The organism is Mycolicibacterium llatzerense (genome assembly GCF_000878195.1).
Classification (GTDB): Bacteria; Actinomycetota; Actinomycetes; order Mycobacteriales; family Mycobacteriaceae; genus Mycobacterium; species Mycobacterium llatzerense.
This window is the reverse complement of sequence record NZ_JXST01000044.1, coordinates 1-14,544: the sequence shown is the minus strand read 5'-3', so window position 1 is coordinate 14,544 and position 14,544 is coordinate 1. Positions and strand designations below refer to the sequence as shown.

At 61.2% G+C, this 14,544-nt stretch carries 16 protein-coding genes and 1 other RNA gene; 14 read left to right on the top strand and 3 right to left on the bottom strand.

The genetic code is table 11. The annotated features are described in order from the left end of the window. Window positions 1-46 precede the first annotated feature (46 nt). Genes ftsE through TL10_RS24340 form a run of 4 tightly spaced genes read left to right on the top strand, consistent with a single transcriptional unit; the run spans window position 47 to window position 2,978 of the window. A complete protein-coding gene (gene ftsE, locus TL10_RS24355; RefSeq protein ID WP_043394723.1) occupies window positions 47-736 on the top strand; it encodes a cell division ATP-binding protein FtsE in 690 nt (229 codons plus the stop codon). Then, window positions 737-1,633 (top strand): permease-like cell division protein FtsX, encoded by an 897-nt coding sequence (gene ftsX / locus TL10_RS24350; RefSeq protein WP_043394725.1) that lies wholly within the window; start codon window positions 737-739, stop codon window positions 1,631-1,633. A gap of 2 nt (window positions 1,634-1,635) precedes the next feature. After that, complete coding sequence (gene smpB, locus TL10_RS24345; RefSeq protein WP_043395258.1) at window positions 1,636-2,136, top strand: SsrA-binding protein SmpB; 501 nt, start codon at window positions 1,636-1,638, stop codon at window positions 2,134-2,136. Next, window positions 2,133-2,978, top strand: a complete 846-nt coding sequence (locus tag TL10_RS24340; protein ID WP_192830298.1) for an EamA family transporter — start codon at window positions 2,133-2,135, stop codon at window positions 2,976-2,978. The genes smpB and TL10_RS24340 overlap by 4 nt, the downstream gene beginning before the upstream one ends. Window positions 2,979-2,987: 9 nt before the next feature. On the opposite strand, the gene TL10_RS24335 is transcribed toward TL10_RS24340, so the two are convergent. Both TL10_RS24335 and TL10_RS24330 read right to left on the bottom strand, forming a co-directional pair. Then, window positions 2,988-3,395 (bottom strand): VOC family protein, encoded by a 408-nt coding sequence (locus TL10_RS24335; protein ID WP_043395260.1) that lies wholly within the window; start codon window positions 3,393-3,395, stop codon window positions 2,988-2,990. A gap of 20 nt (window positions 3,396-3,415) precedes the next feature. Next, window positions 3,416-3,850: a helix-turn-helix transcriptional regulator gene (locus TL10_RS24330; protein ID WP_043394729.1), complete on the bottom strand. Its 435-nt coding sequence runs from the start codon at window positions 3,848-3,850 to the stop codon at window positions 3,416-3,418. An 81-nt stretch (window positions 3,851-3,931) separates the two neighbouring features. On the opposite strand from TL10_RS24330, the gene TL10_RS24325 reads away from it, so the two are divergent. The 10 genes from TL10_RS24325 to TL10_RS24290 all read left to right on the top strand — a co-directional run bounded on the left by TL10_RS24325 (window position 3,932) and on the right by TL10_RS24290 (window position 13,096). Further along, complete coding sequence (locus TL10_RS24325) at window positions 3,932-4,786, top strand: maleylpyruvate isomerase family mycothiol-dependent enzyme (RefSeq protein ID WP_043987700.1); 855 nt, start codon at window positions 3,932-3,934, stop codon at window positions 4,784-4,786. Between the two features lie 91 nt (window positions 4,787-4,877). Next, window positions 4,878-5,250, top strand: a transfer-messenger RNA (tmRNA) gene (ssrA, locus tag TL10_RS30350). Between the two features lie 77 nt (window positions 5,251-5,327). Next, window positions 5,328-6,488, top strand: a complete 1,161-nt coding sequence (locus TL10_RS24320) for a tyrosine-type recombinase/integrase (RefSeq protein ID WP_043987699.1) — start codon at window positions 5,328-5,330, stop codon at window positions 6,486-6,488. Window positions 6,489-6,781: 293 nt separating this feature from the next. Further along, window positions 6,782-7,429, top strand: coding sequence for a hypothetical protein (locus tag TL10_RS31035; RefSeq protein ID WP_131630804.1), 648 nt, complete (start codon window positions 6,782-6,784; stop codon window positions 7,427-7,429). Window positions 7,430-7,858: 429 nt separating this feature from the next. Further along, entirely contained in the window at window positions 7,859-8,053 is a 195-nt protein-coding gene (locus TL10_RS24310) for a helix-turn-helix transcriptional regulator (protein WP_043987698.1), read from the top strand. Between the two features lie 1,062 nt (window positions 8,054-9,115). Further along, window positions 9,116-9,247: a hypothetical protein gene (locus TL10_RS32010; protein ID WP_260972675.1), complete on the top strand. Its 132-nt coding sequence runs from the start codon at window positions 9,116-9,118 to the stop codon at window positions 9,245-9,247. After that, entirely contained in the window at window positions 9,244-9,510 is a 267-nt protein-coding gene (locus tag TL10_RS24300) for a hypothetical protein (protein WP_043987696.1), read from the top strand. Before TL10_RS32010 ends, TL10_RS24300 begins: the two co-directional genes overlap by 4 nt. Before the next feature lie 248 nt (window positions 9,511-9,758). Further along, window positions 9,759-10,889, top strand: a complete 1,131-nt coding sequence (locus TL10_RS24295) for a phage major capsid protein (protein ID WP_052506529.1) — start codon at window positions 9,759-9,761, stop codon at window positions 10,887-10,889. Beyond that, on the top strand, window positions 10,886-11,146 hold the full coding sequence (locus TL10_RS31030) for a hypothetical protein (protein ID WP_131630803.1): 261 nt from the start codon (window positions 10,886-10,888) through the stop codon (window positions 11,144-11,146). Before TL10_RS24295 ends, TL10_RS31030 begins: the two co-directional genes overlap by 4 nt. Window positions 11,147-11,644: 498 nt before the next feature. Next, window positions 11,645-13,096, top strand: coding sequence for a hypothetical protein (locus tag TL10_RS24290; RefSeq protein WP_131630802.1), 1,452 nt, complete (start codon window positions 11,645-11,647; stop codon window positions 13,094-13,096). On the opposite strand, the gene TL10_RS24285 is transcribed toward TL10_RS24290, so the two are convergent. After that, window positions 13,097-13,996 carry an Ntn hydrolase family protein gene (locus tag TL10_RS24285; RefSeq protein ID WP_043987694.1) on the bottom strand — a complete coding sequence of 300 codons (900 nt, stop codon included), beginning with the start codon at window positions 13,994-13,996 and terminating at the stop codon, window positions 13,097-13,099. It lies immediately after the preceding gene. Window positions 13,997-14,544 lie beyond the last annotated feature (548 nt).

Genomic DNA, 14,544 nt, shown 5'->3' with positions numbered 1-14,544 from the left:
GCCTCACCCGTCACACGGCGGCGTCCGACTACACTGGCGTGCCGTGATGATCACCCTCGACCACGTGAGCAAGAACTACAAGTCTTCGGCACGCCCAGCCCTGGACAACGTGTCGCTCAAGATTGACAAGGGTGAGTTCGTCTTTCTCATCGGACCGTCCGGTTCCGGCAAGTCGACGTTCATGCGGCTGTTGCTCGGCGCCGAGGTCCCGACCTCGGGTGACATTCGCGTCTCGAAGTTCCATGTGAACAAGCTGCACGGTCGCCAGATCCCAAGCCTGCGGCAGGTGCTCGGCTGCGTGTTCCAGGACTTCCGGCTGCTGCAGCAGAAGACGGCGTTCGAGAACGTGGCGTTCGCGCTCGAGGTGATCGGCAAGCGCCCGGACACCATCAACCGCATCGTGCCCGATGTGCTGGAGATGGTGGGGCTGTCGGGCAAGGCCAACCGGCTGCCCGGCGAGCTGTCCGGTGGCGAACAGCAGCGGGTCGCGATCGCCCGGGCTTTCGTCAACCGGCCGCTGGTGCTGCTGGCAGACGAACCCACCGGAAACTTGGACCCCGAGACGAGCAACGACATCATGGACCTGCTGGAGCGGATCAACCGCACCGGCACGACGGTCGTGATGGCCACCCACGACCATCACATCGTCGACTCGATGCGTCAGCGCGTCATCGAACTCGAACTCGGCCGCCTCATCCGCGATGAGCAGAGCGGCGTCTACGGAATGGATCGCTAAGTGCGCTTCGGCTTTCTTGTCAATGAAGTCCTGACCGGATTTCGTCGCAACGTCACCATGACGGTCGCCATGATCCTGACGACCGCCATCTCCATCGGCCTGTTCGGCGGTGGTCTGCTGATCGTCCGGCTGGCCGACCAGTCCAAGCAGATCTATCTGGACCGCGTGGAGAGCCAGGTCTTCCTGACCGACGACGTCTCGTCCAACGACCCCAACTGCGACGCCGACCCGTGCAAGTCGCTGCGCAAGCTGATCGACGACCGTAAGGACGTCAAGTCGGTGCGCTACATGAACCGGGACCAGGCGTACGACGACGCCGTCCGACGGATTCCGGCGTTCAAGGATTACGCGAGCAAGAAGGCGTTCCCGGCGTCGTTCGTCGTCAAGCTCGACAATCCCGAGCAGCACAAGGGATTCGAGGACGCGCTGCGCGGACGTCCCGGCGTGCGCCAGGTGACAGATCAGAAGGAACTGGTCGACCGCCTGTTCGGCATCCTCGGCGGCATCAGCAACGCGGCGTTCGCGGTGGCGCTGGTGCAGGCCGTCGCCGCAGTCCTGTTGATCGCCAACATGGTTCAGGTCGCGGCCTACACCCGGCGTACCGAGATCGGCATCATGCGACTGGTCGGTGCCACCCGCTGGTACACCCAGTTGCCGTTCCTGGTCGAGGCGATGCTGGCCGCCACCATCGGTGTGGTCGGCGCTGTCATCGGCTTGATCGTGGTGCGGGCGATGTTCCTCGAGGACGTGCTCAACCAGTTCTATCAAGCCGGCCTGATCGCCAAGGTCGACTACGCCGACGTTCTCTTCTATTGCGCGCCAATCATGTTGGCACTGGGCCTGACCATGTCCGGGGTCACTGCCTACGCCACGCTGCGCGCGTATATCCGGCGATGATGATGGCCAAGAAGAAAGACACCGACAAGGACAAGTCGGGCAACAACTCGGTCGTCGCAACCAACCGGAAAGCGCGACACAACTATTCGATCATCGATACCTACGAGGCGGGTATCGCGCTGGTCGGTACCGAGGTGAAGAGCCTGCGCGAGGGCCTGGCGTCGCTGGCCGATGCGTTCGCCACCGTGGACGACGGCGAGGTGTGGCTGCGCAACCTGCACATCGCCGAGTACCACCACGGCACCTGGACCAACCACGCCCCGCGGCGCAACCGAAAGCTGTTGCTGCACCGCAAGCAGATCGACATGCTGGTCGGCAAGCTGCGGGACGGCAACTTCACGCTGGTGCCGCTCAAGCTGTACTTCTCCGATGGTCGGGTCAAGGTCGAGTTGGCATTGGCCCGCGGTAAGGAAGCACACGACAAGCGTCAGGACATCGCCAAGCGCGATGCGCAGCGGGAGATCACCCGCGAGATGGGTCGACGTTTCAAGGGCAAGATCTGACCGGGGTTCTGCTGGCGCTGCTGTCGGCGCTGGGCTACGGCATCAGCGATTTCGTCGGCGGCATCGCCTCACGGCGTGTCGCCGCGCTGCGGGTCGTGCTGGTGTCATACCCCATTGCCGGCGTACTGCTGACGCTGATGGCGTGCGTTGTCGGCGGCCAGGTTTCGTCGAATGCGGTGCTCTGGGGCGTGTTGTGCGGCGTTCTGCAAGCGTTCGGCATCTGGTGGTTCTACGCCGCGTTGGGCTCCGGACCGATATCCGTCGTCTCGCCGCTGACCGCGATCCTGGTGTCGGCGGGGCCGATCGTCGTCGGTGTCGCAATGGGAGAGCGGCCCAGCGGGCTGGCGATCGCCGGGATCGCGCTGGCGTTGGTCGCGGTGGCATTGGTCAGTGCCCAGGCCACCGATGAGGACGAGACACCACACCGATTCACCGCCAAAGTCGCCTGGCTGACCGTCGGCTCAGGATTGACCTTCGGGCTCAGCTTCGCCGTCATCCATCAGGTGCCGCACGAGGCGAAGCTCTGGCCGTTGGTGTTCGCCCGCTTCGCAGCCACCGCGGTGGTGATGGTCGCCGCGTTGGCGACCCACAATTTCGCTCTGCCACGCGGACTTCCGCTGAAGCTCGCTCTGATCGCGGCGGCGCTCGACGTCATCGCGAACGTGGGGATGCTGCTGGCGCTGCAGGCTTCCATGCTGTCGTTGGCGAGCGTGCTGATCTCGCTCTATCCGGCGGCGACCGTCGCGCTGGCCATGGTGGTGCTCAAAGAGCGGGTTCGGGCCTGGCAGGCCGTCGGCATGGCTCTGGCTTTGGGTTCGGTTGCGATGATCGCCGCCGGATAGCCGGTTGAACTAGAGCTGGTTGATCCTGATCAGGTTGCCGGACGGATCGCGAAAGGCGCAGTCGCGCACGCCGTAATCCTGGTCGGTGGGTTCCTGCAGGACGTCGGCGCCGGCAGCCTCCAGGCGCGCGAACAGCGCGTCCAGATCATCGGTGGCCAAGGTGACAGCGCCATAGGAGCCCTTGGCGATCAACTCCAGGATGGTGCGACGCTCGTCGTCGGTGATGCCGGGGTCGGCGCCCGGCGGGTGCAGCACGATCGACGTGCCCGGCTGTCCGGGCGGGCCGACGGTGATCCATCGCATGTCTTGGTAGCCAACGTCTTTGCGAACTTCGAAGCCCAGCGCGTCGCGGTAGAACGTCAGGGCGGCCTCGGCGTCGGTGTGGGGCAGGAATGCGTAGTGAATGGATATGTCCATGCCCATGACGGTAGTGGCGCTCAGTGCGGCGGTGCTTCTTGATTCCTGACCGGTCTGGTGACTTGCCGTGCCAGGCAAGCGGGGATGCCGTCGGCCGCCTGCGAGTGGTCGCGGCGGTACACGCTGGGCGCGACCCCGACCAGCTCGGTGAATCGGGTGCTGAACGTGCCCAGTGATGAAAAGCCAACGGCGAAGCAGACATCCGTCACGCTGAGATCGCCGCGCCGGAGCAGCGTCATGGCCCGTTCGATGCGTCGTGTCATGAGGTACGAGTAGGGCGATTCGCCGTAGATGCGCCGGAACTCCCGGCTGAGGTGGCCGGCCGACATGTGCGCGCCGCGGGCCAGGTCTTCGACATTGAGCGGCTTGGCGTACTCCCGGTCGATCCGGTCCCGCACCTTGCGGATCACCGTGATGTCCCGTAGGCGTTGCGCTTCCGCCCGGTCGTCCGCCATGAGGGTCATCGTCGCACGACAAAATTGGGACGCATCGCGCAATTCCCTGTCTGGACGGGTCTGCCGTCGTACGGTCAATCAGTGAGCAGCTCAACGCGACCCGTCACCGTTCTGGAGAAGTCCGATGTTTTACCCGCCCTGTTCGGGGTATGGGACGACCTGGACAAACTGCTGGCCACCATCTCCGAAGCGGAGCTGCTGACCACTCAGACCGAACTGCCCGGCTGGCACGTCCGGGACGTCGTCGCGCACCTCATCGGCACCGAGCTGATGCTCAAGGGCGAGCCGGTGCCGGAGGCCGACGTCGACGTCTCGGAGCTGGACCACGTCCACAACCCCATCGGCGTGATGAACGAGTGCTGGGTCCGATCGTTCGGCGCCCTCTCGAGTACCGAGTTGCTGGAGAAGTTCCGTGCCGTCACCGGTGATCGACGGGCCACGTTGACCGCGATGTCGGACGAGGAGTGGAACACCCCGACGATGACGCCGGCCGGTCAGGACAGCCTCGGTCGCTTCATGCGGATCCGGACGTTCGACTCGTGGATGCACGAGCAGGACATCCGCGAGTCGGTCGCACGACCGGCGCCGGACGCGGCGTTGCAGAAGCCGGAAGCGCGGCTGTCGCTCGACGAGATCGAGACGATGATGGGGTTCGTCGTCGCCAAGCGCGGGGGAGCGCCGGACGGATCGCGGGTAGCGATCGAACTGACCGGCCCCATGGCGCGCACCATTCGGGTCGCGGTCGACGGCCGCGCAGCGGTGGTGCCCGACTTCGGCGGTCCCGAGCCGACCACGGTGATCCGGCTGGATGGCTGGCAGTTCACGCGGCTGTGCGGCGGACGCCCGCTGGGCGCGGTGCGGCCGGTCGTCATCGAGTTCGAGGGTGACGCCGAGGTCGGCAAGCGCATCGTCGAGAATCTGGGTTACGTCATCTGACCTGGTCGAACGGCTGCGCCGGATACTCGGTGGAAGTTGTCGGTGCGGCCGGTATGATGGAGTGTCCTACCGAAAGTCGGTAGGGGTGCGAGGGGCTGAACGGTTTCGACTTCGCGCATCGAATCAAGAGAAGCGTGCCGGTGCAGGCAACTGACCACCGTAAGCGTCGTTGTAAACCAATTAAGCGCCGATTCCAATCAGCGCGACTACGCCCTCGCTGCCTAAGTAGCGACCGCGTGTCTGTCAGACCGGGAACGCCCTCGGCCCGGACCCTGGCATCGACTAGAGGGAACCACCCACGGGTTCGGTCGCGGAACCCATGGGGACATCAAACAGCGACTGGGATCGTCATCTCGGCTTGTTCGCGTGACCGGGAGATCCAAGTAGAGGCATAGCGAACTGCGCACGGAGAAGTCTTGAGGGAATGCCGTAGGACCCGGGTTCAATTCCCGGCAGCTCCACTGTTTGACCAGCGGAAACACAACAAAATAATTCTCAACGCACACCGAAATGCACACCGTGCCGTCCTAGGCTGGATGGCGTGGCAAGCATTTCTGAGCGCACAAGCAAGGCCGGAACGAGCTATGTGGTCCGGTGGCGCGACGAAGGGCGAGGGTCCCAGCAAAGAACTGTGACCGTCGCCCTTCGTGCTGACGCCGAGAAGTTCGTGGCGGTCGTTGAGGCGTTCGGCGGCCGTACGGCGTGCGAGATGTACGACCGTCTGGACGTCTACACCAAGGGGGAGCCGACGCCGGTCGGCCCGACGCTGTCGGAGTTCCTGACCGCCCATGTGAACGGACTCACGGGCGTCGAGAAGCGCACCCGGTCGCAGTACCGCGATTACATCCGCAAGGACATTGACCCAGTCATTGGCATGATGCCGGTGGACAGGGTCACCCGTGCCGATATCCGCCGGTGGGTGCAACACATGGAGGAGTCCGGCGCGGCGGGCAAGACCATGAAGAACAAGCACGGTTTCGTCTCCGGGGTGTTCAACGCCGCGATCACCGAAGGCACCTACTCCAAGGCCAACCCCTGCGTTGGGGTCGCGATCAAAGAAACCGAGACCGGCGAAATGGTGTTCCTGACACAGGCCGAGTACCAGACGTTTCTGGCGGCGTTCACCGACCGGTACAAGCCGGTGATGCGGTTCCTGGTCGCGTCCGGCGTCCGCTTCTCGGAGATGGCGGCGTTGCGGCCGTCGGACGTGGACTACCAGACCGGCTCTGTGCGGATCAGCCGCGCATGGAAGAAGGTGGACGACGCCGCTTTGAGCTGGGAGCTGGGGCCACCGAAAACTAAGAAATCCAAACGGACCATCGTGGTGCCGGTGGACTGCCTGCCCGTGGTGCCGGACGGGCAGGAATACCTGTTCGTCAACACGCACGGCAACCCGCTGCGGTCGACCACGTTCGGCCCGAATGTGTTCAAGAAGACCCTGGCCCGCCTCCAGAAGGCGGACAAGACGTTCACCAAAACCCTGCGCGTGCACGACATGCGGCACACCTGCGCCAGCTGGATGATCCAGGCCGGGGTGCCCCTGCCGGTGATCCAGCGGCACTTGGGCCACGAGTCGATCCAGACCACAGTGGACCGGTACGGGCATCTGGACCAGTCGGCCGCGAAGCTGGCGGCTGACGCGATGGCGGCGATGCTGGGCGGTATGCCGGACAACGTGACGCCGATACGCAAGGCTTCGTGACGCACTCGAACGGGAGATGGCACCCCATCAATATTTGGGTGCGCTTTGCTCCTGTCGCTGCGCCCCCGGCATAGCGGTGATTGGGATTCGTTGCATCACAGCAGTTTTGGCAACAATTCCGGGTATTGACGTTCGACGCGACGCGGGTGTAACGTCTTGCCATCGAGTCGCGTACTGCAACAGTTCCATCCGCTTCGGCGGCGCGTCTTGCCTAACGGCCAGCTTCTGGGTTGGTCCATGTATTGGCCCCACCTGGGGTCGAGCCATGCACTGAGCAAGATAAAGGAACTGAATTGACAAGTGACACAAGCAGGTTCGTAGCGGATGACAGCCAGCAGTACAGCACGGAGGACACCGTGCTGGGGGCGGCGTTCGGCGGCAACGGCGAATACCGGCACCGGCGCGACGGCTGGCCCGAACCGCTTTACACGGACGGTAAGCACTACGGGTGGGACCACGAAAAGGGCGAACTGACCGGCGCTGCGTTCCGTAGCGCATGGTCGATATTAGGCCGCAACCATGCCCCTTTCCTTCTGTTTGATCTGTATTACCTTGGTGGACTGGATATTACGACGCATCCCGAAGTGGTAGCCGACGCATGGTCGGGTGCAGAGTTTCCAAGCCGAGCGCTCACACGTGCAATGTGGGTCGAACTGTTCAACGTGGCCGGATACACCAGCGCGGGTCAGCCAGCAGAACCGCCCGAACAGGTGACAGTATGGCGCGGATGCACACCGGGTCGGCGACATGGCATGTCGTGGACCGCCGATCGTGATAAGGCTCAGTGGTTCGCCGATCGTCCGGGGTATGCCTCACGGGGCCGGGTGTATGTCCATCGGGCGTCTGGCTACGAGTTGCTGGCTTACATCAGTGACCGCAATGAATCCGAGTACGTGATTGACCCGCAGTACTTGGCCGGCGGCGTAGTGCACCCCGCCTAAAACTGTGGTGGTGTCGGGAGTTCGGCTCCCGGCACCACCACAACACCAACTCACAGCTCGGGCCTCCGCTAATGAATAGTGTTGGTCTGCAACAAATTACGAATTGTTATGTAGTTGTTACAACGGTAAATGCAAAGAATCGCGACACCATATGCGATCTTAGATATAAGACAGTACGTAGTGCGTCGGCAGGTCCAGAGCGTCAGCGATGGAGCCGCCCGTCGTCCCCCGGATGGGGGCGACAGTCACCACCCTCACGCCGCCGGTCTTTGCAATCCAATATTCATAGGATTGAAATTGCAAGACACCAGCCCGAACGCAGCTGGTCGGACATTGCGAAAGCAAGTGGTCACCAACCTAGTTACGTTAATCGGGTACGTTACTTGTGATCCGAAAACCTAACTCGCACAATTGAATACAGGAGGAATCATGGTTGATCTGATGACGCTGCCAGAAACGGTTGCGTTCACCGGCATACCCGAAGGCACATTGCGCCGCTGGCGCTTGCATGGGACCGGCCCGCAATCGGCCAAGGTCGGTAAGCGCATCTACTACCGTCGCCGCGACATTTTGGAATGGCTCGATATGCAATTCGCAGAAGCCAGGAATAAAAAGCCCCGGTAAAGCGCTGTGCTATCATTAGAGGTGTACATCGGACGGTAGTACGGCGTCCGGTGGTAAAACCATTGGGTGTGTCCACTCCGCCCGTCGGTGAAATTCCGTAAAGCAGCGTGGCTGGACGCTACCCAAAATCGGGTGGCGTCTTTTTTGTACCCGTAAATCGATCATTTTCGACCGCCTGTGTTCGTTTCTAAGCGCCACAGACGCGGCAGGCGGGTAAGCCGGACCAGCGACACGGTTAGCGGCAGCCTGCGTTGCGTAGAGAGCCTCTGGGCTATGTGGAGAAACGAAGAGACAACGAGGAATGGAATTGAAGTTGACGAACAACGCGACAGATACGGACAGCATTGAAGATCGGTGACCGGGTAGTCATCGCACGCGACGAACAGACGTATCCAAGTAAGGGAACGTGGCCACGGTTTCGGGGCAAGGTCGGAACGGTCGTAGAGATCAACCACGACCGCAGGCGGCCGGACCGCACGGAATACGCGGTGTGTTGGGGCCGGGTGCGGCCAAGCGCGCACAGGTTCGGCGGCTATGACTGGGACGCCTACGCCGTGGCATGGTTCAAGAGCCAGGAAATGCGGCCCATGTGCCCACAGATTGACGCTGACGCACGAACAGACACACCCGCGATAGAAGACAGCGGACAGCGCGAAATGGCCGCACATGGTTGACGGCATCGACATCGAGCCGATTGCAGAAGGCGGCGGAATCGCTTTGACAATCGGAACTGAAACCGCGTTGATCGCATCCGAACACGTGCCCAACCTGGTCGCGGCCATCCGCATAGCGTCCAGAGCGCGAGCGGTAGCAGTACCACCCTCACAGGCACGGATGGGCCAACTGGTGCGGTTCGAGGCAACCCGCAACCCGGCCGCCAACGACCAGCCATAACACGCAAATACGTTGCTGCCGTGCGTGTTTGGCAATGCTTACTGCACACTCGCCATGCGGGAGGGGTGGGCAGGAATCTCTACCAGGATGCCGAATCCACCCGTTGCCCGGCGGATTTCTGTGCCGTGCAGTTTTACAAAATCATGCCAGATGTAAAGAAAGAGTGACATGGCGAAGAAGAAGCTAAGCCCAATCAAGTTGGCGCGCTACATGATTGAGATAGATAAGACATTCAAGCGCATTGCCGAGGTCGACAACGCATGTGAACGAAATCGTTCACGTGAGCGGGTGTCGCAGTGACGACATGGGAGGACCCGATAGCCGGTCTCGGATGGGAGGCGTTCGACCTGTTGGCCGGATCGCCGGTCACTGACCTCCGGCCGTTGGCGTCGGCGGCGCTGTTCGCGGCGCTGACGGCCGAGGACAGCCCGTACATGCGTAAGGCCGAGAAGCTGGCCGATGCTGTGCTGTCGGCGGCGGCCGACCCGTCGCCGGACGCTCTGGCGGTTCTCCGTGATGCGTCGGAGGCGTTCGAGCTGGAACGCATACGCATCAACAGGTGACGTAGTCACCCCGCACACGGCCAGGTGAACGAAATCGTTCACCTGCGTACACGTGTGAGTGACAAAGACTTTGTGTTACCCGCCGTAGGCCGCTCTGGACCCGGTGCCGCTCCGTGATGGACCCGCACCCGCTCCGGCCCGCCGAACGCCGCTGACACGAAAACCCGACGTGAGTCGGAACAACTGAATATCAGCAATAACCGGCGTCGCTTGTTTGTCGCCGGACAACTTAATAGAGGTAACCACAATTGAATACCATCAATAAAGACAATGTCTTTAAGGTTCTCGCGAATCGCAGCGAGGCCGAACTACGAGAAATCATCCGGGCCAATTTCCCGGCCAAGACCCAAGACTCCAGGGCCATCCAGGCGGCTAAGTTCTGGGGCGGCGATGCCGCAACCGGACCGGTCGAGACACCCGCCGATGGCGAGTACAAGCGTGGTGCTGAGGTCAACCCGCTTAAGGTCGATGCAAAGGCATTGAAGGGTCTGCATGAGCGGGCCGTGCGGCGGGAATCGTTTGCAACAAAGGCGTTTTCGACTGTCGATAGCCTTTTGCCCGCGCAGCTTGATCCGCAGGTTCTCGCGAAGATTCACGAGAACCGCATCATGGACCTGTTGCCGGTCGAGTCGATCTCTGCACCGTCGTACGAGGTCCTGGTGCATCAAAGCACCACCGGATCGCCCGCTCCGACCGCCGAGGGTGCGGCTAAGCCTGAAATTTCGTTCAACATGAGTTCGCAGGTTTTTTCTGCCATTAAGGTGGCCTGCCACTTCGGCCTGTCGCACGAGGTGTTGCAGGATTTCGGCGCATTCCAGGGCTACACCCAGAACGAGGCCATGCGGCTGATGGGTGACGTTGAGAACGCACAGATTCTGTCCGGTAGCGGCACGGGCGGAAACATGACCGGCCTTATCAACACGTCGGGTGTGCTGACGCATGACGCGTCCACGGATACAGGCACCAATGTGACGGCAATCGACTCCATTGAGATCGCGGCCAACGCATTGCGTATCGGTTCGGCGCTGGCAGAAGCCAATCTTTTGATTCTGCACCCGTCGACGTTCTCGGCAATCCGCCGGTTGAAGAACACCCTTGGCAACTTCCTCATTGGCGATCCCGCCGAGGTCGGTCGCCGTGAGTTGTTCGGTATCCCGGTGATTCTGACGACGGCACAGACCGCCGGTACGGGCGTCATGCTGGATACGACGAAATTCGGCCGCGTCCTGTTGCGTGAAGGCCTGTCCATTCACGTCGGTACAAGCGGTACGGACCTAGTCTCTAACATCGCGCGCTTTGTTCTCGAGGAACGATTCGTGATCGCGGTAGAGCGTCCGGCGGCCGTGATGGTTGTCAGTAATCTTCCGACGACTCCATGAGCGTTTCTGGTGAGCCTGCCGGGACCGGTTTGCGCCGGTCCCGCAAGGGCAATGCCAATGAGCTGGCGTTTATCGATAACTGCCAGATCAGTGACAAGCCGGAGATTGAGATAGTGGTGCCTGACCGAATCGTGAAGGTTCGGGTGCTGCCGCCGTTTTCAGTCTGTCACAACGGTATTCGGTCATGTCCTGGTGACGTGGCCGAGGTGCCTACCAGCGATGCCGCCGAATGGCGGTTGCATGGGTGGGTTGAGTAGTAGCTTCACGCCATCCAAGGCGTGTTGATGGCACGGTATCGGCTGTGTCATATCTAACTAGATGAAAATCAAAACAGTTGAAATTCGTCTAGCAGGATCAATTGGAATGCAACCGTCATCTGCATACCAATGCCCGGCTACCCATTTTTGAACGCAGGTCTATTATCCTTCTGTCGCGTTCGAGGGTAGTCGGGCACCCTAAAAAAACTCTGCCCCGATACCTTTTCTACCAGCGGCCTTTGAAGTGCCTTTATAGCCGCCCCGGCGGCCCGACCGAGAGTGCCCTCTACCGCTCGATGGGTGTCGGGGGACACTCATACGTTCTTGCCGGTTACCTGTGGCCTGATAGATGACGGGTCGCTGGCGGTAACGTCGGCCTCGGGTGGCCAGTCAGGCTCGTTTTATACGTGGGCCTGGCCTGTCCGCATACCTCCCGACCGACATCCGGGATATTCTTCCCTCTGTCAGCCTCTAGAGGCAGCGACAGCAGGGGGATTGATGAGCATTCAGCCCGATGTGCCGGACACCCCACGGACAACCGACGGTGATTACATTCGTCACGTACGACGGTACCGGCCGTCGACGCTGATCCCGTTGATCGCTGGCGTTGGTGCCGAGTACGCCGACAATGGGTCCTGGTTGAACGGCGACTACATGCGGTTCACGCCGTGGGCTCTCTCGGATATCGCACGGGTCAGCTTGATCGGCGGCAACGAGTATCGTTCTGATCCGACGCGCAACGACTTGCTGTTGTGCGCGGAAGATTATCGAAACCTGTCTGATCCAGAACTGGGGACCGACGCTCCGAATGCGGCGGCTAATTTTCTTCTGCGCGTCGGCTACGAGCAGCAACCCTTCGGGCAGTCCATCAGGAGCGAGATAGCCCGCAATATAGCGATTCTCGAGCAGACAGAGCCGTCGCGCGCTCTGAAAGTGATCCGGCCGGGTTGGCAGGAAGAGCTTTTGGGATGCAACCTCTCGCAGTATGCGGGAATCGGTCTAAGCGTCTTCGGTGTTGCCAAGGGGCAGCGCGGTCAGTTCTCGGCAAGTTGGTTTGACGCGCCCGAATTGCTACCCATCACGTCGCATATCCCTGTATCCGTGATGCACGATGTAGTCGAGCACGAGTTCACCGGCGACCGCGACTGGTATCGGTCCGCGGCCACGAACGAACCGTCCCCCTACCGCCGGTACGGCTTCAATCCCCTGACGAAACGCCCGGTCGTGCGTCTCAACGACCGGATGTGGGTTCCGGTCCCCCTGCAAGTTATTCGGAAGATCAGCCCGGTCGGCCTCTGGTACTCCGGGTTTGACCGATGGCGTAACGCATTCGCCGAAGACTTCGGTCACCTGTTTGAGCGATACGTCGGCCGTGTTCTAGGAACCATCCCGGACGCAAAGGTGCATCCAGAGATCGCATACGACCCCGATGGCAATAAGCTGTCGGTTGACTGGATTGTTGTGTGGCACAACGTGGTTCTCTTGGTTGAGGTGAAATCGACCAGATCGACCGACGAGATTCGGATGGGCACCGCCGAGGGATGGGTCGCGCTACGCAATCGGCTGGCGAAGGGCTACGACCAGATTGCTCTTTCTTCCAAGCTGATCGGCGACGATCACCCAAAGTTCTCGCATATACCCAAGGACCTACCCCGGATCGGTCTGATCGTGACGTTGGAGCCGTTCCCGTTCATTGATGCAGGGCTTGTGCGCGACGAGCTCGGCGTTACGCCATCGGTTCCGATGCGAGTGTGCTCTATCAACGATCTCGAATGGTTGGTGTGTCTGCCAGATCGCAGCGTCGGCGAGCACTTACTTGAACTGGTGACCGACGCCGATAGGGAAGGCTGGGGAGTCCTCGGCCAAGAACACGCCGGGATTGAGTTCGCGCCGAGCACCATACTGGAGGAAGCGTGGAACGCGTTCCCGTGGGCTCCAGATGCAGAATAGTCAATGCGTCGCATGCCCGGGGGGCATCGTCTTCACGTCAGGACGCGAAATCGTGAACGTTATCGTCTGGTTGTCCGGGTGGTCTGGGTCTGACCACGCGGAATGTGTTGAGACTTGGCCCATCCCAGCGCGGTAGGGTGCCTCTTGCTTCCATTGCCAGCCGGAGCGGTCGAAGTATCCAAAGCTGCTCATTGCGGTTGGTAGGGACGGGCCCCCGAGGTTGGACATCACAGACAGTCCGTGCCCGTAGTACTTGTGTGCCCCACGCGGAATGTGGACGCATAGCGCATCCATGCCGACAGACTTCTTCTTGTCCGTCTTTGAGACTCGCCGTTGCAGGTCGACCATCAGGCGCACCGCCGGATTGAGGCCGTCATCCTTGCCTAGAGCCTTGGGTACGTACTTTTCGAGCACCATTTTCTGCTCGGCGTTCATCGTGGCTCCGATGGAATGGACACAGGCGTGGTGTCCTGCCGGGATCGTGAGTTCATCGATAGCGAAGCGCGTTACCTCGGCTGATCGGTTGGTCTGCAAGTCCATGTTCGTTACGCAGGCCGCGACTGGGCCATCTCGGTCGTCGAACCCGGCCAAGACGATGGCCAATCGCAGGTCCCAGTTTTTCGGAAGTTTCTTGGTCCGCTTTTCTGCTTCTGCCCTTAGCGCGGACACCCCGTCTTCGAACAGCCCGTGGCCCGACAGTGTGTCAGCGATCCAGCGTGCTGTTTTTAGCTTCTGGCGGCGGTCGATTCGGGATTGGCCAGTAAACCCGACGGTGTACCGGTCGTTCCAGAGAACCAGCTTGGTGTAGTAGTCGTCTACCAGCTTGCCGCCGTTGCTCAGTCGTCGGTCAGAAACCTGTATCACGCGGTCTTTGGTAAATACAGTCTGTATCAGTGTCATCGCCGCTGTGAGCCTTGAGAAGCGGCGGTGGTGTCGACCCTCTGGTCTTGAACGCGCAACGTGCCGGGTGCGGACATGATCGCGACGCTACTCACCACGACGCACCCGGTCTACTCGTTTGGCTGACGCGCGGTCAGATTGATTCGGTGCGCCTATCCTATGGCCCTGGCTGGTGGTGGCCGGTCGAGTTCTGGCGGCGGCAAAGTCTGAACAAAGAGCAGAACCGCAAACCTAAATGTCAGTGGACAGGATTCAGCAGTGAGGCCAATCTCTCCGGTTCGCAGACCGGGCAGGCCTCTCCTATGAGGTGGTCGTCTACTTGGGGGCCTCTGTCCATCATCACCTGAATCCGGTAGCCGTGGCGCGGCACGCAGCAGAGTTCGGGCGACTGTTGCGGGTAGGGCTGACCTCGCATGGGGCTGTTCCTTAAGTTTGTAGTTGCAGTTATTTCGAGCTGTTACGGCAGTTACGGTGTGCTGCGACCCGGGTGGGTCGGGTAAGGCTTGTGGGTTGTTTGCCGGCCCGGTGGTGCGGCTTGAAAGGACTGG